The 21,671-nt window shown below is 46.2% G+C and carries 20 protein-coding genes; 7 read left to right on the top strand and 13 right to left on the bottom strand.

The genetic code is table 11. From position 1 onward, the window contains the following. Positions 1 to 5 precede the first annotated feature (5 nt). The 12 genes from F9L33_RS01265 to F9L33_RS01215 all read right to left on the bottom strand — a co-directional run bounded on the left by F9L33_RS01265 (position 6) and on the right by F9L33_RS01215 (position 14,132). Positions 6 to 446 carry a CAP domain-containing protein gene (locus F9L33_RS01265; RefSeq protein ID WP_226803879.1) on the bottom strand — a complete coding sequence of 147 codons (441 nt, stop codon included), beginning with the start codon at positions 444 to 446 and terminating at the stop codon, positions 6 to 8. After that, on the bottom strand, positions 446 to 1,780 hold the full coding sequence (locus F9L33_RS01260) for an SPOR domain-containing protein (RefSeq protein ID WP_152140924.1): 1,335 nt from the start codon (positions 1,778 to 1,780) through the stop codon (positions 446 to 448). The genes F9L33_RS01265 and F9L33_RS01260 overlap by 1 nt, the downstream gene beginning before the upstream one ends. A 140-nt stretch (positions 1,781 to 1,920) precedes the next feature. Continuing rightward, positions 1,921 to 3,279: a sigma-54 dependent transcriptional regulator gene (locus tag F9L33_RS01255; protein WP_152140923.1), complete on the bottom strand. Its 1,359-nt coding sequence runs from the start codon at positions 3,277 to 3,279 to the stop codon at positions 1,921 to 1,923. Next, a complete protein-coding gene (locus F9L33_RS01250; RefSeq protein WP_152140922.1) occupies positions 3,276 to 3,635 on the bottom strand; it encodes a hypothetical protein in 360 nt (119 codons plus the stop codon). The genes F9L33_RS01255 and F9L33_RS01250 overlap by 4 nt, the downstream gene beginning before the upstream one ends. 96 nt (positions 3,636 to 3,731) lie before the next feature. After that, complete coding sequence (locus tag F9L33_RS01245; protein WP_152140921.1) at positions 3,732 to 5,624, bottom strand: propionyl-CoA synthetase; 1,893 nt, start codon at positions 5,622 to 5,624, stop codon at positions 3,732 to 3,734. A gap of 26 nt (positions 5,625 to 5,650) precedes the next feature. Beyond that, positions 5,651 to 7,786: a methylmalonyl-CoA mutase gene (gene scpA / locus F9L33_RS01240; protein WP_152140920.1), complete on the bottom strand. Its 2,136-nt coding sequence runs from the start codon at positions 7,784 to 7,786 to the stop codon at positions 5,651 to 5,653. A gap of 42 nt (positions 7,787 to 7,828) precedes the next feature. Next, positions 7,829 to 9,073 (bottom strand): hypothetical protein, encoded by a 1,245-nt coding sequence (locus tag F9L33_RS01235; RefSeq protein ID WP_152140919.1) that lies wholly within the window; start codon positions 9,071 to 9,073, stop codon positions 7,829 to 7,831. A 75-nt stretch (positions 9,074 to 9,148) separates the two neighbouring features. Then, positions 9,149 to 11,149, bottom strand: a complete 2,001-nt coding sequence (locus tag F9L33_RS01230; protein ID WP_152140918.1) for an acetyl/propionyl/methylcrotonyl-CoA carboxylase subunit alpha — start codon at positions 11,147 to 11,149, stop codon at positions 9,149 to 9,151. 339 nt (positions 11,150 to 11,488) lie between these two features. Beyond that, complete coding sequence (locus tag F9L33_RS01225; RefSeq protein ID WP_152140917.1) at positions 11,489 to 11,836, bottom strand: hypothetical protein; 348 nt, start codon at positions 11,834 to 11,836, stop codon at positions 11,489 to 11,491. A 69-nt stretch (positions 11,837 to 11,905) separates the two neighbouring features. Beyond that, a complete protein-coding gene (locus tag F9L33_RS15980; RefSeq protein ID WP_255478292.1) occupies positions 11,906 to 12,034 on the bottom strand; it encodes a hypothetical protein in 129 nt (42 codons plus the stop codon). Between the two features lie 160 nt (positions 12,035 to 12,194). Further along, on the bottom strand, positions 12,195 to 12,596 hold the full coding sequence (locus tag F9L33_RS01220) for a DUF6497 family protein (RefSeq protein ID WP_152140916.1): 402 nt from the start codon (positions 12,594 to 12,596) through the stop codon (positions 12,195 to 12,197). Positions 12,597 to 12,599: 3 nt separating this feature from the next. Beyond that, complete coding sequence (locus F9L33_RS01215) at positions 12,600 to 14,132, bottom strand: acyl-CoA carboxylase subunit beta (RefSeq protein ID WP_152140915.1); 1,533 nt, start codon at positions 14,130 to 14,132, stop codon at positions 12,600 to 12,602. A gap of 132 nt (positions 14,133 to 14,264) precedes the next feature. On the opposite strand from F9L33_RS01215, the gene F9L33_RS01210 reads away from it, so the two are divergent. Genes F9L33_RS01210 through F9L33_RS01200 form a run of 3 tightly spaced genes read left to right on the top strand, consistent with a single transcriptional unit; the run spans position 14,265 to position 17,769 of the window. Beyond that, positions 14,265 to 15,677: a short-chain fatty acyl-CoA regulator family protein gene (locus F9L33_RS01210; RefSeq protein ID WP_152140914.1), complete on the top strand. Its 1,413-nt coding sequence runs from the start codon at positions 14,265 to 14,267 to the stop codon at positions 15,675 to 15,677. Between the two features lie 59 nt (positions 15,678 to 15,736). After that, positions 15,737 to 16,960 (top strand): multidrug effflux MFS transporter, encoded by a 1,224-nt coding sequence (locus F9L33_RS01205; RefSeq protein ID WP_152140913.1) that lies wholly within the window; start codon positions 15,737 to 15,739, stop codon positions 16,958 to 16,960. Then, positions 16,957 to 17,769 carry an alpha/beta hydrolase gene (locus tag F9L33_RS01200; RefSeq protein ID WP_152140912.1) on the top strand — a complete coding sequence of 271 codons (813 nt, stop codon included), beginning with the start codon at positions 16,957 to 16,959 and terminating at the stop codon, positions 17,767 to 17,769. Before F9L33_RS01205 ends, F9L33_RS01200 begins: the two co-directional genes overlap by 4 nt. Here the strand turns inward: F9L33_RS01200 and betI are convergent. Beyond that, on the bottom strand, positions 17,766 to 18,353 hold the full coding sequence (gene betI / locus F9L33_RS01195) for a transcriptional regulator BetI (RefSeq protein WP_152140911.1): 588 nt from the start codon (positions 18,351 to 18,353) through the stop codon (positions 17,766 to 17,768). The genes F9L33_RS01200 and betI overlap by 4 nt on opposite strands. A 133-nt stretch (positions 18,354 to 18,486) precedes the next feature. Here betI and choX point away from each other — a divergent pair, with 133 nt between their 5' ends. From choX to F9L33_RS01175, 4 genes are all read left to right on the top strand, one after another. Next, positions 18,487 to 19,419, top strand: a complete 933-nt coding sequence (gene choX, locus F9L33_RS01190) for a choline ABC transporter substrate-binding protein (protein WP_152140910.1) — start codon at positions 18,487 to 18,489, stop codon at positions 19,417 to 19,419. Positions 19,420 to 19,481: 62 nt separating this feature from the next. Next, positions 19,482 to 20,324, top strand: coding sequence for a choline ABC transporter permease subunit (choW, locus tag F9L33_RS01185; RefSeq protein ID WP_152140909.1), 843 nt, complete (start codon positions 19,482 to 19,484; stop codon positions 20,322 to 20,324). Positions 20,325 to 20,381: 57 nt separating this feature from the next. Continuing rightward, positions 20,382 to 20,654, top strand: a complete 273-nt coding sequence (locus F9L33_RS01180; RefSeq protein WP_152140908.1) for a hypothetical protein — start codon at positions 20,382 to 20,384, stop codon at positions 20,652 to 20,654. Positions 20,655 to 20,730: 76 nt separating this feature from the next. Further along, positions 20,731 to 21,639: a hypothetical protein gene (locus F9L33_RS01175; protein ID WP_152140907.1), complete on the top strand. Its 909-nt coding sequence runs from the start codon at positions 20,731 to 20,733 to the stop codon at positions 21,637 to 21,639. The last annotated feature ends 32 nt before the right edge of the window (positions 21,640 to 21,671 follow it).

Raw genomic sequence — 21,671 nt, 5'->3', positions numbered from 1 at the left:
ACAACCTAACAAGGTTTTCCAAACACCAGCACCCACATGCTTTGACCAGCAAAGCCTGCACCAACTTCGGTCGATTTACGGCTGAGGTTATTTTTATTATGGCCAGGTGAATTACGCCACGAACTCATAGTTTCTTCGGGTGTTTTCTGGCCTGACGCAATGTTTTCAGCGGCATAACAGAATTTATATCCCTGCCGTTTCATTCGCTTACCCAATGTAGATCCATCACGGCCCGTATGCGAAAAATATCCATTCGCAACCATATCTTCAGCATGCTTTTGGGCAATCACATTCAAGGTGTCCGAAACACGCAAAACTTTACGGCCTTTGGCTTTGCGTTCGGCATTCAACAATGTTGTCAGGTCTTGTACTTCATCCGCATAAGATGGAAAAAAACAGCCGATTGAAAAAACGGCTGCTATAATAAATGTGACCTTACCAGTCACTAGCGTACAAAAAACGCGTCACGGTAGCCTGCTGATTTTGCAGAAGCCATAGCGTTTTTAGCTTGGGTGCTAGAAGTGAATGGCCCAAGGAAAATCACACGGTAGCTCTTACCATTGCGTTTGATCGCTCGTGTGCTGACCTTCTGCCCGCGTTTTTGAAACAATGCGATGGTTTTCTTAGCATTTACCGTGTTGCCAAAAGTTCCAAGTTGCACATAACGTGCTTTTAACTTTGCAGCTTTTGGTGCTTTCTTTGTGCTTTTAGAACTGATGCGGAAAATGTCTTGCTGTTTTGCAGCGGCTGGTACCACTGTTTCTCTTGCACGAACTTTAGTCACCAAACGGCGAGGAACAGTATTCGTCCAAATCATTTCCATCTGAGCATCACCACGCGGTGTTACATCCGAACCGATCGTAGATTTGTAAACCGTAATATTGTGAATTGGATCTTTACCGTTTTTGACATTCGTCGCAACGCTAGTGGATCGAGCCGCTGGTTTATAAACGACACCATTATTTGCTGCTCGGATCACATCCGCTGGATGTACAGCTTGTGGACCGTTACGTACCGCAAGGTTTCTATTCGCACGGCGTTGGTCAGCACTATAACCACGAACGGATTTAAGTTTTGATGTGGTGTTAGAAGCCAAAAGAACCTCACCACCATTTTCACGCCCGCTGGCAATTAAATCCGCTGGATGTACGGCTTGAGGGCCATTGCGTACCGCGTATCGGTTTGCTCTTGTTCTAGTCGCTGTGTTTTGTGTTTTGATTGGCCGTTTCACAACAGCCTTACGTGGAGCTGGGGGCTGCGGAGTAATAATTAACGGAGCTTGTTGACTTATAACTCTTTGAGGCTTCACAGCGGGCTTTGGCTTCGCGATTTTGACTGTTGGTTGTTTAACAATAACAGGGTTGCTAAATATTTTAGCTTTTCGAGGTTTCTGTTGAACAACTGGCTTTTGGGCTTGGACAGTAGGCGCTGCAGCAGTTTTTACAGGCTTAGGCGCAGGCTTTGCTTTCACAACAGGCTTCTTTACACGCGTAGCTGGTTTTCCTGAAATCGCAGCCAATTGTGTCGCACTCAACGATGGTTTATTGCGCGAGCTACAAAACACGTTTCTAGAGCGGTTCACACGTGGAACCCAAGAAACGCGTGCTCCATTGCCTGCACGAATATAAACGCAGCCTTTAGAATCTACATATTGATTACCCTTAAAGCTTGCAGGTGGTCGCTCCGCAGGCCCATTGTCCGAACGAAGTGTTTGTGTGTTAGCCGTTGTTGTTGCCAACATGAGACCTATGGTTACTGCCATTATTTTGTTTTTTAACATCTCTTGCCCCCAAGATATGGTGTTAAAATGCCAATTTTCGGGCCAATAGTAAAGATTTTTTTAAGTCGTTATTCGTAAACTTTGCCTTTAAATCTGTTGTTAATTTAAAGTATTAAAAATGTAGAAGAGACGATTAAAGCCTAAGGCTTTGATCTTTTACGATAAATGGTGCTCGGCGCCACACCAAGCACCTCTGCGGCTCTAGGAATTGAGCCTCCATTTGTTTCAATTGTAGCTTCAATAAATTTGCGTTCTAATTCTTCTAATTCCAACCCTACAAGCTGGTGAATTGCATTATGGCTGCGCTCGATAAAATAGCGATCATCAGTCTTGGTATCATCATTATTAGTTCTGTGACTGGCAGATGCAAAGCCAATTGGCAGCATGTCCAAAGTCACGGTTTTTCCATCATGAGTGGCAACCAATGTATGCAACAAATTTTTCAACTGGCTTATATTTCCAGTCCACTTATTAGATTTGAAAAGGTCAATTACATCGCTAGATAGATTAGAAAAATCTTTATATTCGACAGCTGCTAACTTCTGCAAAAGTTCCTTTGCAATATAGGCAATATCTTCTTCTAAATCGCGCAAGGGACGCATTTCTATCGTAAGAATATGAAGTTGATAAAACAAATCTTCACGAATTGCATTGGCCTCGAGCAAACGGTAGGGATCCGTTTTCGAAGAACAGATCACTCTTGGAAAATCTTGCTCTCTTTCGTTTTGATTAAACCTACTTAATATGGTTGCAAGTTTACTTTGTACAAATGGGTCAAGATGTTCAATTTCACTTAGGTATAATGTACCACCAAAAGCGCGTTCAAATGCGTTATTTCTGCTATTCTCTAATGGATTATCCGATTTACCATATGTGCCAAACAACGTTGCATGCTGTGCTTGTCCATTTAAATTTAAACCGCTGTATTTCACAAAAGGTCGAGATCTAGGCCCCGAGTGATCATGTATAGCATTTGCGCATGTCGTTTTACCTGTTCCTCCTTCGCCAGATATAAAAACTGGTGCACTAGATGGTGCAATACGCATTATTTTACGATATGTGTCCTGCATAGCAGAACTCCGTCCAATAAAACCGTAAAAGTTACCTTTTGTTAGATTTATTTCCGTACGACTTTGTGCATTTTTCAATGCAGATGCGACAGTAGAAAATAAGCGTTCATCCGAAAATGGTTTTAAAAGAAAATCAAACGCCCCAGCACGCATAGCTTCAACTGCGCGATTTACTGACCCATTCGACGTGATCACAATGATTTTCGCATGTGGGTTTTCTTGAACCAAACGGCGGATCACATCAATCCCATCCATGTCAGGTAAAAACAAGTCCATTATAACAACAGGATTGTTGTTATCCATAAACATATCAATACCTTCAGAGCCATTTGATGCCAGATCAACAGAGTAGCCAGCCTTACGTAAATTTGTGCTATAAATCAGCTGTAATGTGGCGGTATCCTCAATCAACAAGAGCCTATCATTCATGCTTCAGACCCAGTTTTTTGCGTTTCTGATGTTAAAAAATTAACCCACGGCTTCAAACCCGCCAATAAAATATCAACATCCTCTTTTGGAAAAGGTGCGTTCCGAACAGTGGCTTGATCATTCACATCTCGTGCCAATTGATGTATTTTATTTACTCCAACAGTGCCCGCCAATGAGGATATGACATGCGTGCATTTATCGAGCAATTCCATAGATTTTTTAGATTGCGCTTTGGTTAGATCGCGCTGCGCTACAATCAAATCTTTAAGCAATTGATCAATCAACACCTTAGACTTCTCAAGGCCAATCATCTCAATCAGCCCCAAATAGGTCTCGTTTTTAAAATCATCGGCCATAGAGATGCAACTTTTACTTTATTTTAAAACGCCCTACTCATCATTATCCATATAGCAAACAATCACTTTTGCAAAATGCAAAAATTGCCCAAAACATTACCCTTGAGGATAACCCAAATCCGCCAGCGCTGTGGATATCTCATCCAAAATAGTTGGATCATCAATCGTTGCTGGCATTTTCCAGTCTTCTCCATCCGCAATTTTAGCCACGACACCGCGCAGAATTTTCCCAGAACGTGTTTTGGGTAAACGATCCACAACACAGGCCAATTTGAAAGCCGCCACAGGGCCAATCGATTTGCGGATCAATTGCACGCATTCCGCCACAACATCCTCATGCGATTTTTCAGTTCCTGCATTCAGGCATAAAAATCCCATAGGTAATTGACCTTTTAATGCGTCTTTCACACCTAAGACCGCGCATTCAGCCACATCAGGATGTCCTGCCAAAACCTCTTCCATTTGTCCTGTCGACAGACGGTGACCTGCAACGTTGATCACGTCATCGGTACGCGCCATGATATAGAGATATCCATCTTCATCCATATATCCCGCATCACCCGTCTCATAATATCCTGGGAAAGCTTCAAGGTAGGATGATTTATAACGTTCTTCTGCATTCCAAAGAGTTGGCAGTGTACCGGGTGGCAAAGGAAGCTTGATTGCGATCGCACCCAACTCTCCTTTTGGCAATTCACTGCCTTCATCATCAAGGATTTGCATATCAAATCCTGGCATCGGCACAGCTGGTGATCCAAGCTTAATTGGCATCAACTCAATGCCTGCTGGATTACACACCGCAGGGTAACCAATTTCTGTTTGCCACCAATGATCGACCACAGGCACACCCAATTGGTCTTGTGCCCATTCGATTGTATCAGGATCAGCACGCTCACCTGCCAAAAACAGGTAATTTAAGTTGGATAAGTCATATTTTTTTACATACTCACCTTTGGGATCCACCCGTTTGATCGCACGGAATGCCGTTGGCGCGGTAAAGAACGTTTTAACTTTATGTTCTTCCATAACGCGCCAGAATGTACCTGCATCAGGGGTACCAATCGGCTTGCCCTCAAAAACAATCGTCGTACAACCGCTGAACAATGGGCCATAGCAAATGTATGAATGGCCAACGACCCACCCAACATCAGAGGCTGCCCAGAACACATCACCCGCTTCCACGTTATAGATGTTCTTCATCGTCCAATTCAGCGCCACGATATGACCCGCCGTTGGACGAACGACGCCCTTTGGTTGGCCGGTCGTGCCGGATGTGTAAAGAATATAAACAGGATCGGTGCCGTTCATTGTGGCACAAGTTGCAGGCGTGATGTCTTTTTGGAAGTCATGCCAGTTCAGATCGCGGCCTTCAACCATATCAGCGGTTAACTGTTCACGTTGCAGTATCACCGTGAAATCAGGTTTATGCGTGGCTTGTTCAATCGCGCCATCAAGCAAGGGTTTATAAGCAATCACACCGCTTGGCTCGATCCCGCAAGAGGCCGCGATAATTGCTTTGGGAGTGGCATCATCAATGCGTGTCGCCAGCTCGTTTGCAGCGAAACCACCAAAAACTACAGAATGTACAGCACCGATACGAGAGCATGCAAGCATTGCTACAATCGCTTCCGATACCATTGGCATATAGATGATCACACGGTCGCCTTTGGTCACCCCTTGTGCTTCCAATGCGCCACCCAAATTAGCCGTTAAGTTTTGCAATTCAGCATACGTGATTTTCTTTTGTGTACCCGTGATTGGGCTGTCATAGATAATCGCAACGCGGCCCCCATTGCCAGCGTCGACATGACGATCCACCGCGTTATAACAGGTGTTGATCTGACCGTCTTTGAACCACTCGTAAAGCGGTGCATTTTCGTCTGACAATGCTTTCGTTGGTTCTTTGACCCAATCCAGTGATTGTGCAGCTTCCATCCAGAATGTGTCTGGATCGTTTTTCCAACCCTCGTATACGTCTTTATATGACATGACTTACTCCCATTAAGTCTGATCTTTTACGTGCGTGCCCGCTTGACCAATTCCAATACTTCTTTTGCCGCTTCTGGTATGTTTGTGCCTGGCCCAAAAATGGCCCGCACCCCTACCTGGCGCAGAAAATTATAATCGTTGGGCGGAATGACCCCGCCGCAAATCACAATGATGCCCTCCCCGCCCTTGTTTTTAAGAGCGTGCACCAATTGTGGCGCTAATGTTGTGTGACCTGCGGCTTGGGATGAAATCCCCACCACATCCACACCTTTTTCAATGGCATCAATCGCCGCTTCTTCTGGTGTTTGGAAAAGTGGTCCCATATCCACATCAAACCCGATATCAGAGAATGCCGTTGCGATGATTTTACCACCACGATCATGGCCATCTTGACCCATTTTCACCACCATCATGGATGGTTTCTTACCATTTTTCTTAGCAAATTCAGCGACATCAGCTTGAATATCCTGAAACCCTTGATCACCCTCGTAGGCGGCACCATAGACGCCATCAAGCAGTTTCACTTTGGCTTTATGGCGTCCGAATGCGCGTTCCATAGCGTCGGAAATCTCACCAACGGTTGCACGTACACGCGCTGCATTCACGGCGAGTTCCAGCAAGTTTGCATCAGAGGAACGTGCGCCCTGTTCAAGCGCCTCAAGGGCGTTTTCACAGGCCACAGCATCACGGCTTTGCCGGATGTCCGCCAGTCGCGCGATCTGTGCTTCGCGTACAGCGGTATTATCAATTTCACGAACATCGATTTCGGGTTCTTCATCCAGTTGGAATTTGTTCACGCCAACAATCACATCTTCGACACGGTCAACACGGGCTTGTTTACGCGCAGCGGCCTCTTCAATTGCCAGTTTTGGCATACCGTCTTCGACGGCTTTGGTCATCCCACCGATTTCATCGACCTGTTGGATCAATTCCCAAGCTTTATCCGCAAGTTCTTTGGTCAAATTTTCAACGTAATAAGACCCTGCTAATGGATCGACGACATTCGTGACACCTGTTTCGTTTTGCAAGATCAACTGCGTATTTCGCGCCAACCGTGCAGCTGCATCTGATGGCAAAGCAATTGCTTCATCATAGCTGTTTGTGTGCAGCGATTGTGTTCCACCCAGAACGGCTGACATAGCCTCATAAGCCGTGCGGATCGCGTTATTGTAAGGATCTTGTTCTTGCAAAGACACGCCACTGGTTTGGCAATGGGTGCGCAACATCAGTGATTTTTCGTTCTTTGCGCCAAACTCTGTCATCACACGGTGCCACAACAGGCGTGCTGCACGTAATTTCGCCGCTTCCATAAAGAAGTTCATGCCAATGGCGAAAAAGAACGACAGGCGCGGTGCAAAGGCATCCACATCCATACCGCGTGCCAATGCTGCTTTGACGTATTCTTTGCCGTCCGCAATCGTAAAGGCCAGTTCTTGCACCAGCGTCGCACCAGCCTCTTGCATGTGGTAACCGCTGATCGAGATAGAGTTAAACTTCGGCATCTCGCGGCTGGTGTAATCGATAATATCAGACACGATCCGCATCGATGGCTCTGGTGGGTAGATATAGGTGTTCCGCACCATGAATTCTTTCAACACATCGTTCTGAATGGTGCCAGATAGTTTTTCACGATCCACACCTTGTTCTTCGCCCGCCACAATGAAACTGGCAAGCACAGGAATTACCGCACCATTCATGGTCATCGATACGCTGACTTTGTCCAATGGAATGCCGTCAAACAGGATTTTCATATCCTCAACGCTGTCAATCGCCACGCCTGCTTTACCAACATCGCCCACTACACGTTCGTGGTCGCTGTCATAACCGCGGTGTGTAGCCAGATCGAACGCTACAGAAACGCCCTGTTGACCGCCTTCTAACCCCTTGCGGTAAAAGGCATTACTTTCCTCAGCTGTAGAAAAACCAGCATATTGGCGGATCGTCCAAGGGCGTCCTGCATACATTGTGGCTTTTGGCCCACGTGTGAACGGTGCCATGCCTGGCATAGAACCCAGATGATCCAAATCATCCAAGTCTTCGCCTGTGTAAACAGGTTTAACATCAATGCCTTCTGGCGTTTCCCATGTCAGATCATCGAGAGGTTTTCCGCGCAACTCTTTTTCAGCGCGAGCCTTCCAGTTTTTAAGATCAGAGGTACTCATAACGCGCACTCCTTTTGTGTAAAAATGGGTATAAAGTCTGGATCAGTCGCGAAATTCTTCGCGCGCTGGTACCCGTCCAAAGGCGATTTTCGCCCCTGTGTAGGCTGTTATTTCGCGGGGTTTTTCCCCGTAAATCAGTGTGTCTTGCCCATAGCGTTGGTTGATCGTATCCACCAACAAACATAATTTTTCGCGCTCGGTACGTTGTCCTGCCCCCGAACGTTTCTCGAACATATCGGCTGTGTGTTTGTGTGCGGGAATTAATCCGCCCAGCATTACGCCTGTTGAGAGCGGTTTTGTAATTCTGAATTCGTCCCAAAACTGTCTGTACAACGCAAGCAATTGAAAACTGTCTTGGGTGCCGCGAATTTGGCGCCCGATCCGTTGGCGCCCATGTTCGGTACATTTCACCGAAATATACAGATAGGTCGCAAAAGCGTTGCGCCGCCGCAAACGTGTGGCTGCTTTGATCAACAAACGCCGTGTCACCAGCCGTGCGCCCTCTGGGTTGCGGTTGGTATAGGACAGCACTTGTCCATGCCCTAATGAACTGGATTTGGTTTTGAGTTCGGGAATATCTTCGCCCTGAAGCGCACGAATAAACCGCTCGCCCTGCACTCCGCCCCAGACTTTGCGGGCGTGTTTTGCTGGCATCGCGTAAAGACTGGGCACATCCATAATCGATGCGGCATGAAGTCGTGCTTCGATCCCGCGATTGATCCCCGGAATATCGCGTAACTTCAAGTGCTTGATCTTGTCTGGCAGCACTGCGGGCAGAAGCCAATCCAAGCCACAGGGTTTGTGCAATTCGCCGGCTAATTTCGCCAATAGCATGCTGGACCCCAAACCAATGGAACAGCGCATCGCTATCCCTACGTCCGTATAGATCGCTTGGCGCATATCTTCGGCAATTTGTATTGCCACGTCTAACTGTTGCATCCGTCCGTACAGATGAATGGAAAATTCGTCCACCGAATGTGCTGAAGTTATCGGCAACACCCGTTCCACGGCCGCTTTGATACGGTGATGATAGTCTACGTATAAATCGTGGCGCGCAGGGCGAAACTGCATCTGCGGCACCCTTTGGCGCGCCTCTTTCATCCGTGTTCCAAATCTTAGCCCCATCGCTTTGGCTTCGGTGCTGGCTGCGATAATCGCAGCATTGGGCGTCATTGTTGTCACCACACCCAGCGGTTGGCCCCGCAAAGACGGATCCTCTTGCTGTTCCACGCTGGCAAAGTAGCTGTTCATATCCAAATAAAGCAGCGACACGCGATGGTGCGTCATTCGTCCAAACCTTGATATAATGAGTCACATCAAGATTAGAACAAAAAGAGAACATATGATAGTCCCGTGGTGAAATTATTCAAACTCCAGAATGATTTCATCCACGGCAAGACTGTCTCCGGTAGCGGCATTGATCTTGGACACAACGCCCTTTTTCTCGGCGCGCAGAACGTTTTCCATTTTCATGGCCTCGATTGTACACAACGCTTGTCCCTCTTGGACTTCATCACCAACCTCGACGTTCATATTCACGATCAGGCCTGGCATTGGGCACAGCAGCATTTTCGATGTATCAGCAGCCACTTTTTCTGGCATCATCGCCGCCAATTCGGCGCGTCGCGGTGTCAGTACAATCATTTTCAAATCTGCACCACGGTAACGCATCAAACTACCACCACGCGCACCGTTGGATTTCACAACCAGTTCTTTACCGCCGACAACGGCTTTGACCAAAGGTTGACCCATCGTCCAATCGGTTTGAACGTCTAGCGTTTTACCACAATCAAACGTAACTGTGCTGCCAGTATCCGTATGTGCAATCGACACAGGATATGGGTTATTCCCCAACATCACGACCCATTCTGGAGCAATACGGCGTTTGTGGTTTGGCAAAGCCCCTGAAATAGAGGCATCACGTTCCGCGCTTATCTGTTTCATATGCGCAGCTAATGCAGCCAAACGGTGCAATGTATCTTCGTCTAATTCCACACCAGCGAAACCGTCTGGGTATTCTTCTTCGATAAAGGCCGTGGTGATATTACCAGATATGAACCGTTCATGGTCCATCACAGCAGATAGGAACGGCAGGTTGTGACCGATGCCTTCCAATTCAAACCCATCCAAAGCACTCCGCATCACTTCGATAGCACTGGCGCGGTCTTTGCCCCATGAACAAAGTTTTGCGATCATCGGGTCGTAGAACATGGAAATTTCTCCGCCTTCAAAGACACCTGTATCATTGCGCACGACCATATCTTTGGTCGCCACTTCTGCAGGGGGGCGGTAACGCGTCAAACGACCGATAGACGGTAAGAAGCCACGATATGGATCCTCGGCATACAGGCGGCTTTCCATTGCCCATCCGTTGATGCCAATGTCTTTTTGTTCGATAGAAAGCTTTTCACCATCAGCAATACGGATCATCTGTTCCACCAGATCGATACCCGTAATCAGTTCCGTCACAGGGTGTTCCACCTGCAAGCGCGTATTCATTTCTAAGAAATAGAAGTTGCGGTCGCCATCTACAATGAACTCTACAGTACCTGCGCTACAGTAATCCACTGCTTTTGACAAAGCTACGGATTGCGCACCCATGGCTTGGCGCGTTTCTTCATCCAAGAACGGTGAAGGTGCTTCTTCGATTACTTTTTGCTGACGACGTTGAATGGAACATTCGCGTTCATTCAGATAGATGCAGTTGCCGTGTTGGTCACCTAGCACCTGAATTTCTATGTGGCGTGGTTGGGTAATGAATTTTTCAATAAAGATACGGTCATCTCCAAAGCTGCTGGCAGCTTCGCTCTTAGACAACTGAAAACCTTCACGCGCCTCTTCATCATTCCACGCAATACGCATCCCCTTACCACCGCCACCCGCGGAAGCTTTGATCATCACGGGATAGCCAATTTCATTCGAGATTTTCACAGCTTCATCTGCATCTGCAATCAGCCCCATATAACCTGGAACGGTTGTTACACCCGCCTCAGCCGCTAGCTTTTTGGATGTGATTTTATCCCCCATCGCTTCAATCGCACCCGCTGGTGGGCCGATGAATGCAACACCTTCTTTTTCAAGAGCTTGGGCAAACAACTTATTCTCGGACAAGAAACCGTAACCTGGGTGAACCGCTTCTGCGCCAGTTTGGCGAATGGCATCCATAATTTTATCGATCACGATGTAGCTTTCAGCCGCAGGAGGTGGACCGATGTGCACAGCTTCGTCCGCCATTTCCACATGCAGTGCATTTTTATCCGCGTCCGAATATACGGCGACCGTTTTAATCCCCATTTTCTGCGCGGATTTGATCACACGACAGGCAATTTCACCGCGGTTCGCGATTAGGATTTTTTTAAACATAGCTGACACCTAGATTTTTATTGGACTTACAGGATGAAGAGGCCGTCACTACGCAAAAAGCGGTGGGCCAAAAAAAAGGGACCCTCACGCCATCGCGTGGGGGCCCTAGTAGAGGGGAAATGAAAGAGTTTGACCACTTGGAGGAGCGGAAAATCTCAAACCCAGTGTTTGCTTTCTCAAGCGACGCCACTGGTTCGTGCGTCATTGAAGTTCCAAATGAACTCCGTTGTAAATGAGCGTAGACGGTATTTTTCGCTGTGCAAATCGCATTCCACAACCACCCCATAGTTTGGGCCGAAAACCGCCAAAGTACTTTTGGTGTGCGCGAAAACATGCCGATTACCCGCCAAAAACGTCAGGAAAGCTAACCATAGCGCGCCCTACGTTGATTTTAAGTAATGTTTCGTAATCTTCGGGATCTTGGGAATCATCCGCATATTCCACTTCTCGGCCCAATAACCAGCTTAAACGGCCAGCATCTAGATTGCCGCGCTCAAACGATTCTTCGCCGAAATATTCCCACAAAGCACGCATAAATCCTTCGTCTGCCAAACGGTCGGCATTGCGACGATCCGCATAGCGTTCACGAACGATTAATTTCGTTGCCCCTTTTTTATTCGGGCGTCGAACTGTGAATTGAAAATCTGAACTTGGAAGTCGGGATGGGAAACCACGATGCTTTAACATAACGCACCCCCGAAGGCCGCTATGCGTGGTTTGCCAAGAACCGCAGTTGGTTCTTGGCTATAATTCTGCTTAGTATTTTTGAGTAGGCGTTTCTGCCACGATCTCAACTGGAGCCTCTGGCTCTTGTTGTTGTTGTTGTGCGCATGCTGAGATGCCGAAAGCCACCAAAAGTGTAGCTGCAATAAGTTTTGTAGACATACTGTCCTCCTAATTTTCCATTGATTCAAGGCTTCGACACCCTGACTCGCAGTAACGCTAGCAGAAGATGTTTCGGAAAAACAGCCATTTGCTACAATTGTTTCGTAAAAGTGGCGAAATACAGCCCGTAGTGACCTAAATCCGCTTATTTTATGTATGATTAGTGCCATTCGCACAGTCCTTCAGATATATCGTAAAACCCCATATACTGACGTATATCTGGGTTAGAATCTCCATATTTTATTGGCTTATCCATCAATCGGATGACCACTTCATGTGCTGCATCCAACCCATCATTGGGGTTTTGTGCCTTGTTGAGCGCATAATCTTCGCACAACACGTCAATATCGGCATTTGCAGCCTCAAAACCCACTTCACCGCCTTCTGTTATCGCAGGCGCAAGAATCCCTAGGTAGAATTGGCGCCTAGTAGGTGTTGTTGTGTGAAATGTTTCTTCAAACACTTCCAAACTTTGCCCAGACGGTACAGGTGGCAGATCAGCATAAGCAGTCGTCCCCAAAACAAGCCCAGTAAAAGCCACGATATGTGATGTTACATTCACAGTTTATAGCGGCAAGTTATCGTGTTTGCGCCAAGGTGTAGTCACCTCTTTGCCTTTTAAGCTGGCAAAAGCACGTGCCACGCGCATCCGCGTGTTCTGCGGCATGATCACTTCGTCAATAAAACCATTTTCCGCAGCCACGAATGGATTTGCAAAGCGGTCTTCGTAATCTTGCGTCAAAGCTGCGATTTTTTCCGCATCCCCCAGATCACTGCGGTGTAAAATCTCAACAGCACCCTTAGCACCCATCACAGCGATTTCCGCTGTTGGCCAAGCATAATTGATATCGCCACCCAAATGCTTTGGGGACATCACACAGTAAGCACCACCATAAGCCTTACGCGTAATAACCGTCACACGCGGCACTGTTGCTTCTCCATAAGCATATAACAGTTTCGCACCATGTTTGATCACACCGCCATATTCTTGCGCAGTACCAGGTAAGAACCCAGGCACATCGACCAAAGTCAGTAATGGAATATCAAAAGCGTCACAGAAACGGACAAACCTTGCAGCTTTACGCGATGCATTGATGTCCAAACAGCCAGCCAAAACCATCGGTTGATTGGCAATAACGCCAACAGTTGATCCTTCGAGGCGGATAAAACCTGTCAGAATGTTTTTCGCAAAGTCCTCTTGTATCTCATAGAAATCGCTCTCATCAGACAATTTCAACACAAGTTCCTTCATATCGTAAGGCGTATTTGCATTGCTTGGGATAATCGTATCCAATGATGGCTCTTTACGCTTTGGATCATCAAAGAATGGACGCTCTGGACACCCAGCTTGATTGTTCAAAGGCAAGAAATCGAACAAACGGCGCACTTCCATCAATGCATCGATGTCATTTTCAAAAGAGCCATCTGCAACAGATGATTTCGCGGTGTGTGTTTTCGCACCACCCAACTCCTCTGCGGTCACAACTTCATTGGTCACTGTTTTCACTACATCAGGACCAGTCAGGAACATGTATGAACTGTCGCGCACCATGAACACAAAGTCCGTCAAAGCAGGCGAGTAAACCGCCCCACCCGCGCATGGCCCCATGATCACGCTGATCTGTGGAATAACACCAGAGGCTTTGATGTTATTTTGAAATACAGATGTATAACCCGCCAGCGATGCCACGCCTTCTTGGATGCGCGCACCACCTGAATCGTTGATACCAATGATTGGCGCACCATTGCGCATCGCCATTTCCTGTACCTTACAAATCTTTTTCGCATGTGTTTCGGACAGTGAACCACCATAAACAGTAAAATCCTGACTATAGACATAAGTCACACGACCATTGATCGTGCCCCATCCAGTGATCACACCGTCACCCGGGATATGTTCCGCATCCATACCAAAGTCTTGGCATTTGTGCGTCACAAACATATCGAATTCTTCGAAAGAACCTTCGTCCAGCAAAACATCCAAACGTTCGCGCGCTGTCAACTTGCCTTTTTTATGCTGCGCATCAATACGGCGCTCACCACCACCCATACGTGCCGCTGCACGGCGATCTTCTAATTCTTGGATAATATCTTGCACGCAAATTCCTCCCGAAGCGTTGACTTACTGTACAGTACTAAGTGGTTTGCGAAAGGTAAATATAGCTAATTTGCAAAGTCATTTACTTTTTGATATTGCTAATTGCAAAATTGCAAAACACCTGAGATTAAAATGGCCCAAACAAAACTATATGCTGGCGTAAGCCTCCGCAAAATCCGTCAGGAGTTCAATCTGACACAGAAACAGTTTGCCGATCGTTTGGATATTTCCCTGCCGTATCTGAGCCAGATGGAAAATAACCACCGTCCTATTGCTACGTCTGTTGTTCTGACATTGGCACGCGAGTTTAACTTTGATGTTAGTAAATTGTCGGACGGAGATTCCCAACGCGTTGTCGCGGATATGAAAGAGGCACTGGCCGATCCTATTTTCAGCGATACAACAATCAATGCTGCTGACCTGCAACTGACTGCATCCAATGCCCCAACTTTGGCACGCGCATTTTTGGACTTACATCAAACCTACCGCCAAGCCCAAGAACGTTTGGCTTCATTAGACGAAGCTTTGGGTCGTGAAGGGGGTTCCATTCAATTGTCACCATGGGAAGAGGTGCGCGATTTTTTCCATTACTGTGACAACTACATTGATGCCGTTGATCGTTCTGCTGAAAATTTTTCAAATAAATTGACACAGTTTGATACGCCTTTGCATGTCGCCCTTACTGACTTTCTGTCAGATAAACATCGTATCACCGTGCAATACTCAGATGATGCGACTTTACGAAAGTATGATCCCAGCAAACGTATACTGACATTATCCATAGGTGCATCTATCGCATCTCGCGCCTTTCAAATGGCGCACCAAGTGGCCTTACTTGAGCATGATGAACTTTTAGAGGCCAATCTGGATATGGCAAATTTCAGCAGTCAAGAGGCGCGTGATATCTGTAAGATCGGCCTTGCCAACTATTTTGCAGGCGCTGCTATTCTACCTTATGCTGCATTCTTACAAACAGCCCAGGAATGTCGTCATGATCTGGAAATTCTGGCCCTGCACTTTGGCGCATCCATAGAACAAGTCGCGCATCGTTTATCAACAATGCAACGTTCAGGACTAAAAGGCATTCCGTTTTTCTTTGTCCGGGTTGACCAAGCAGGCACCATCACAAAACGTCACTCTGCCACTAAACTGCAATTCGCCCGCTTCGGTGGAGCCTGTCCACTTTGGAACGTCCACCGCGCATTTGAGACACCAGGACAATTCCTGCGCCAATTGGCCGAAACACCCGATGGTGCGCAATATTTGTGCCTTGCCCGCGATGTTTCCAAATCAGCGGGATCTTTCCATGCCCCTATCCGACGGTACGCAATTGGGTTGGGATGTGAAGTTAAACACGTTAATGCATTGGTATATGCCGATGATATGGACACACAAAGATCACAAGCCTTTGAACCTATTGGAATATCTTGTCGTATTTGCGAGCGCGAAAATTGCCACCAACGGTCAATTCCCCCACTGGAACGCCGCTTAACAGTAGATCACAATGCGCGTGGAATACTCCCCTATTCGCTATCGGAAAAGTAACTGGACGCTGTATTTCCCTATGATAAGGTCGCCTTCTTACACATAGTTTAGGTGACTACATGCCTAGTCCACTACCAAAACCAACATATCTAAACCGCGCCACGCCACCCCATATCACTACATTGGTGATTATCTCTGGTATTGGCGCGATTGCATTGAACGTTTTCATCGCCGCTTTGCCAGAAATGGCAAAACATTTCAGCGTATCATATACATACATGCAACTGGCGATCACCGCCTATTTGGTCATGTCTGGCGTGGCACAATTTATCATAGGCCCGATTTCAGATCGCTATGGCAGACGCCCTGTTATGCTAGGGTGCATTGCTATCTTTATCCTTGCCTCCATTGGCGCATCTTCTACATCAAGTTTCGAAGCCTTCCTCTTTTTCCGCGTCATTCAAGCCGTTATCGTAAGTGGCTTGGTGCTGGCCAGAACAATCGTACGCGATATGGTTGCCCGCGAAGATGCCGCCAGTATGATCGGTTATGTGACGATGGGCATGGCGCTTGCACCCATGCTTGGTCCACCTTTGGGTGGGTTATTAACCGAGTTATATGGCTGGCAATCCACACTGCATTTCATGACCCTATCAGGCATCATAGTCTTTATGATCTGCTGGTTCGATTTAGGTGAAACCAATCAACACATGTCTGGCAGCTTTGCTGCTCAGGTCAAAAACTACCCCGAATTAGTGCGGTCCAGGCGGTTTTGGGGCTATGCCCTAACAGCCGCTTTTGCAGCAGCAACCTTCTTTGCCTACCTGGGCGGCTCCCCATATGTGGGCAGCGAAATATACGGGTTGTCCAGCGCCCAAATCGGTGGATACATGATGTTCACCCCTTTGGGATATATGATCGGCAACGGTATTTCTGGCAAGTTCACGAAACGCTTTGGCATTTACCGCATGATTTTCGTGGGTATCTTAATAACTATATCAGGCATGACCGCTTCCCTTATTGCCATCAGCATAGGTTCTGGTCATCCATTAGAATTCTTTTTATTCACCATAACAATCGGATTAGGCAACGGCCTATGCCTACCAAGTGCAAATGCTGGTATGTTAGATATCAAACCTGAACTCGCAGGATCTGCATCTGGTTTGGGTGGCACGCTTATGACTATGGGTGGCGTTGGGTTCACAATGTTAGCTAACATCGCACTTTCCACAACGTCCAGCGCATATCCGTTGGTTCTGTGTATAATGCTGGCTTCGGTAATTGGTCTGATCACCGCATTCTATACGGTGCGCATAGAAAAACAGTTGGGACGTTTCGAATGATACATTTTTTTAGACGCACACTTTTATGGGCTGTCGTTTTATACATTTGTGCATTCGCTGTCGTATGGTTTGCCCGCAGCTTATTCATTTACCCGTTCGATCCTACACATGTAACACCTGCCCAAGCTGGTGAGCCACGATTAAGCGAATATAAACTTGCAACAGATGACGGGGAAACATTGATCCTCTGGGCACGCCCTGCCAAGGGGAACAAAGCAACTGTTCTCTACTTCCATGGCAATGCAGGCAATCTTGCAAGTCGCGCACAAAGGTTCGATAGATTGATTGACCGTGGGTACGGCGTGGTTGCATTAGGATATCGCAGATCATCAGGCAGTACAGGACAACCGTCTGAAACAACCATAAGCCAAGATGCCTTGCTGGTTCGTAAAGAGCTATCAAACATCCTAAATCACACACCTAAAGGTAAAATTATCTATTATGGTGAAAGTCTCGGTACTGGCGTAGCCTCAAAACTCGCCACATCTGTTGCGCCAGATGCGCTCATCCTTGAAGCGCCCTATACATCCGTTGTCAGTTTGGCAAAAGAACAAATGCCTATTTTCCCGATCGATCTGGTGTTGGATCAACGTTGGCAAACAGATCAACATATCCCAAAAGTGAAAAGCCCTACTTTGATCTTACATGGTACACAGGATAAAGTGATCCCCTATGCACACGGCAAGACAGTGCTCAAACTCTCTGGGGCGAAGAATAAGAAGATGGAAACCATAAAAGGCGGAAACCATCTGTCAGCTTTTTCCGTCCAAGGACAAAAAGCGATCTACCGTTTTATAGAAGCTCTTTAATTGGCGATATTCTTGAGCTGAAAATGCAAATATTCAGTTACAATCGAAATTGTTTCCAGACGATCTGAACTTGGCTTTTGCAAGGCTTGGCGAATGTAAAATCCATCAATCATCGAAGCCATACCATTTGCAATGCGCTCTGCATTTTCACGGTTTGTAAGTTTCAATAAATCATACACTAAATTCGACTGCAAACGGCGTGAATATACCTGCAATAAACGTTGTGCATCATCAGATGTTTGTGCCAAAACATAGAATGTCAGCCATGATGCAACCACTTGTGGGCTGAAATTATCCAAGTGGAAACTGGCTTTAATAACGGCTTCGACCCGTTCAATTGATGTCGTTGCCAGCGCCATTTCACGTTTAACGTTCAAACCATAACGCGCCAAAATCGACCGCATAGCAGCAAGTAAAATTTGGTCTTTACCACCGAAGTAATGATGCGCTAAAGCACTGGAGACACCTGCTCTTTTGGCAATCTTACCAACAGTCACATTAAGTGATCCTATCTCGCCAATCTCAAGTATAGTGGCATCGATCAGTTCTTTACGACGTATAGGTTCCATTCCAACTTTGGGCATATCACTCTTTCGAAGCTTACAGTTACTCCTACGAAACGGTTTTTTAATTGGCTCGTCAATCAAAAAAATCTTGCAATTCTTTGGCGCGTGTTTTTAGTTGACGCATCGTCAATAAAAATCAGGGAGATTTTAAATGAACGCTTTAAAAATTACGACTTCTGCGGTCGCACTTTTAGCAACAGTATCAACAGCTGCATTCGCCGATTGTGGCAAGATTACATTTTCAGATGTGGGTTGGACAGACATCACAGCAACCACAGCAGCAACAACAGTTGTACTAGACGCGCTTGGATATGAGACAGATGTTAAAATCTTATCCGTACCAGTAACATATGCCTCAATGGCAGGCGGCGACATCGACGTATTCCTTGGCAACTGGATGCCAACAATGGAAGGCGACATCGCCAAATACCGCGAAGCTGGAACAGTGGATACAGTTGGCGCGAACCTTGAAGGTGCAAAATATACATTGGCTGTGAATGAAGCAGCAGCAGCAATGGGTATTAACAGCTTTGCAGACATCGCTGGCGCATCAGATAAACTAAACGGCAAAATCTATGGCATCGAGCCAGGAAATGACGGCAACCGTTTGATCCAAAGCATGATCGACGCAGATGCATTCGGCCTAAAAGGTTTCGAAGTTGTAGAAAGCTCTGAGCAAGGCATGTTGGCGCAAGTGGGTCGTTTGACAAAGAAAGACGAACCAATCGTATTCTTGGGCTGGGAACCACACCCAATGAACGCAAACTATAAGCTGACATACCTAACAGGTGGCGACGATTACTTTGGCCCAAACCTAGGTGGCGCAACAGTTTTCACAAACACACGTGCGGGTTATGTGGATGAGTGTACAAACGTTGGTACGTTATTGAAAAATCAAACATTCACATTGGCCATGGAAAACGAAATCATGGGCGCAATCCTGAATGACGGCGAAGAGCCAAACAAAGCAGCGGCGGCTTGGCTGACAGCAAACTCAGACGTTTTGGGTGGCTGGCTAGACGGTGTCACAACCAAAGACGGTGGTGATGCAATGGCTGCGGTTAAATCGGCACTAGGCCTTTAAGTAGAACGCAATCGCCTCGGCCTTTTGGGTCGGGGCGGTTTTACTTTCGGGAGGGGAAGTAAATGGATTGGTTAACTGAAACAAAAATTCCAATTGGGAAAGCCGCAAAAACTGTATTCGAATGGTTACAAGAAAACGGTGAAGGCTTTTTTGATGCTCTATCCATTCTTCTGGAAAACCTGATCGAGGCCTTTCTATGGATCTTACAAACACCAAACCCATTAATCATGGTCGCCATATTCACAGCGATTGCATGGGGCATACAACGCTCATGGAAAATATGCGTTATGGTCTTTCTCGGCCTCTTATTGATCATCAACCAAGGCTACTGGGATGAAACCACAGAAAGCTTAACACTGGTTCTATCCGCCTGTGTCGTCTGTATGGGTGTCGGCGTTCCTATTGGCATCGCAATTGGCCACAGACCAAAAATATACGCTTATATCGCCCCTATTTTGGATCTGATGCAAACGTTACCAACATTCGTATACTTGATCCCAGCCATCGTTTTCTTTGGCATAGGTATGGTACCAGGCCTGATCGCTACAGTAATTTTTGTTTTACCTGCCCCGATCCGCCTAACTTATCTTGGCATCACAAGCGTACCCGAAGACCAGTTGGAAGCGGCAGACAGTTTTGGCGCAACCAAACGTGAAAAACTATTAAACGTTGAATTGCCAAACGCAATGCCACAAATCATGACAGGTTTAAACCAAACCATTATGTTGTCCTTATCTATGGTTGTTATCGCAGCCCTTGTGGGTGCTGACGGTTTAGGCGTACCAGTCGTGCGTGCATTGAATTCAGTAAATACGGCACTTGGCTTTGAAAGCGGGTTCATCATCGTAATCGTAGCAATTCTTCTGGATCGTGTGTTGCGTATACGGACTGGTGAAAAAAGATAATTTCAATGTAATTGCATGAAACCATGACAACACCTTCGACATTCAACAGTTCCGCTTATGACGGCAAAGGCTGATCGCAACGCACGAAAAACCACGATCAAGAATTTGGCACAATTTGGCGTGGTGGCATCAACAGCGAATGCAGGCTTAGCAATCTTACCCGAGTTTTTAGCAACTAAAGATAGAGCGCCCGGGCATATTTCATACGTCTTGCCAGATTGGGAACTTGATCCATTAAACGTATATGCCAAATGGCCGTCAAATGCGTTAAAGAATGGGCTTATCAAATTGCTGATAAACGAGTTAAGTGAGCAAAAACCTCGATTGTGATTATATTCCGCTAGTAAAGACAATTCGGGCTTCTTAGAATAATACTTATAAAGCTTATTTCAGGTATAATTTGAAAATGAACAAACAAAGTGCAAAAGATTTTAAGAATGGTGATATTTATTCTTTTAAGACTTCACCCATAAACAAGTTTAGCGACAATGATACAGGGCGCTATGCATGCCTTAAAGTTCTAACGCCTGTAATTTGTTTGGGCACTGCAAAGCCCGATCTTATTGGATTTGTTGTTCTCGATAAAATATTCAATCATAATCCAACGTTAAGCGACATTCAGGATGCTAAACCTTTAGTACGGAAAAGCTTTGGCAATAGCCAGAAAACCGCATTTGAAAGAATGTCTAAAAAGGAACCCAAGCCAAAGTATGCCGTACACTCAACGGATAAAGCCTGGGAATGTACTTTGCTCGATTTCAGTTATTTAGGTAACATTTCAACCACAGCTGAAGAAGAAAATATGCGAAAAGATCTTCGCAGCTTTGGCGCATGGCAATTAGCAACAACAGATGCAGAAGTGGAATGGAGATGGAATAATGACAAAGATGTTCTTTTACACGAATACGATTTATTACGCGCTGAACGAGTAAGAAAAGAAGCGCTAGAAAAAGAACGTTATGAAACCCGGTTAAAGCATCTAACTTGGGAAAAAGCGCAAAACTTTACATACTTCAAAAGATGGACAAAAAGCCCTCCATTTCCACCACCTGCATTCACTATAGAATTAAGTACGATCATCAAATCAACAATGATAGACATTCAAACCCTAGGTGATAAACCATCAAGACCAAAGGTCAGAAAACACCTGAAACGTATGATTACAGAAATCACATCTTTGGACAGTCAATATAACGGTGTCATCGAAACGGAAGAACGTGAAGATATATATGAAGCCATATATGATATCACCCATTTATCCAAACAAACTGTATTGATCGACGAAGTCAGCGGATGGCATTATCTCAAGTGGTGAAAACACTTAGAGATATTTAGAATGCGCTAACA

It is taken from the genome of Amylibacter sp. SFDW26 (genome assembly GCF_009184395.1).
GTDB lineage: Bacteria > Pseudomonadota > Alphaproteobacteria > Rhodobacterales > Rhodobacteraceae > Amylibacter.
Note: the sequence above shows the minus strand (reverse complement) of the source record. Positions and strands in the feature narration are given on the sequence as shown.

What these genes read in the sequence shown, in the direction of transcription:
- F9L33_RS01260 (WP_152140924.1), bottom strand. Translation starts at nt 1,780, where the DNA reads ATGTTAAAAAACAAAATAATGGCAGTAACCATAGGTCTCATGTTGGCA.
- F9L33_RS01255 (WP_152140923.1), bottom strand. Translation starts at nt 3,279, where the DNA reads ATGAATGATAGGCTCTTGTTGATTGAGGATACCGCCACATTACAGCTG.
- F9L33_RS01250 (WP_152140922.1), bottom strand. Translation starts at nt 3,635, where the DNA reads ATGGCCGATGATTTTAAAAACGAGACCTATTTGGGGCTGATTGAGATG.
- F9L33_RS01245 (WP_152140921.1), bottom strand. Translation starts at nt 5,624, where the DNA reads ATGTCATATAAAGACGTATACGAGGGTTGGAAAAACGATCCAGACACA.
- scpA (WP_152140920.1), bottom strand. Translation starts at nt 7,786, where the DNA reads ATGAGTACCTCTGATCTTAAAAACTGGAAGGCTCGCGCTGAAAAAGAG.
- F9L33_RS01235 (WP_152140919.1), bottom strand. Translation starts at nt 9,073, where the DNA reads ATGACGCACCATCGCGTGTCGCTGCTTTATTTGGATATGAACAGCTAC.
- F9L33_RS01230 (WP_152140918.1), bottom strand. Translation starts at nt 11,149, where the DNA reads ATGTTTAAAAAAATCCTAATCGCGAACCGCGGTGAAATTGCCTGTCGT.
- F9L33_RS01225 (WP_152140917.1), bottom strand. Translation starts at nt 11,836, where the DNA reads ATGTTAAAGCATCGTGGTTTCCCATCCCGACTTCCAAGTTCAGATTTT.
- F9L33_RS15980 (WP_255478292.1), bottom strand. Translation starts at nt 12,034, where the DNA reads ATGTCTACAAAACTTATTGCAGCTACACTTTTGGTGGCTTTCGGCATC.
- F9L33_RS01210 (WP_152140914.1), top strand. Translation starts at nt 14,265, where the DNA reads ATGGCCCAAACAAAACTATATGCTGGCGTAAGCCTCCGCAAAATCCGT.
- F9L33_RS01205 (WP_152140913.1), top strand. Translation starts at nt 15,737, where the DNA reads ATGCCTAGTCCACTACCAAAACCAACATATCTAAACCGCGCCACGCCA.
- F9L33_RS01200 (WP_152140912.1), top strand. Translation starts at nt 16,957, where the DNA reads ATGATACATTTTTTTAGACGCACACTTTTATGGGCTGTCGTTTTATAC.
- betI (WP_152140911.1), bottom strand. Translation starts at nt 18,353, where the DNA reads ATGCCCAAAGTTGGAATGGAACCTATACGTCGTAAAGAACTGATCGAT.
- choX (WP_152140910.1), top strand. Translation starts at nt 18,487, where the DNA reads ATGAACGCTTTAAAAATTACGACTTCTGCGGTCGCACTTTTAGCAACA.
- choW (WP_152140909.1), top strand. Translation starts at nt 19,482, where the DNA reads ATGGATTGGTTAACTGAAACAAAAATTCCAATTGGGAAAGCCGCAAAA.
- F9L33_RS01180 (WP_152140908.1), top strand. Translation starts at nt 20,382, where the DNA reads ATGACGGCAAAGGCTGATCGCAACGCACGAAAAACCACGATCAAGAAT.
- F9L33_RS01175 (WP_152140907.1), top strand. Translation starts at nt 20,731, where the DNA reads ATGAACAAACAAAGTGCAAAAGATTTTAAGAATGGTGATATTTATTCT.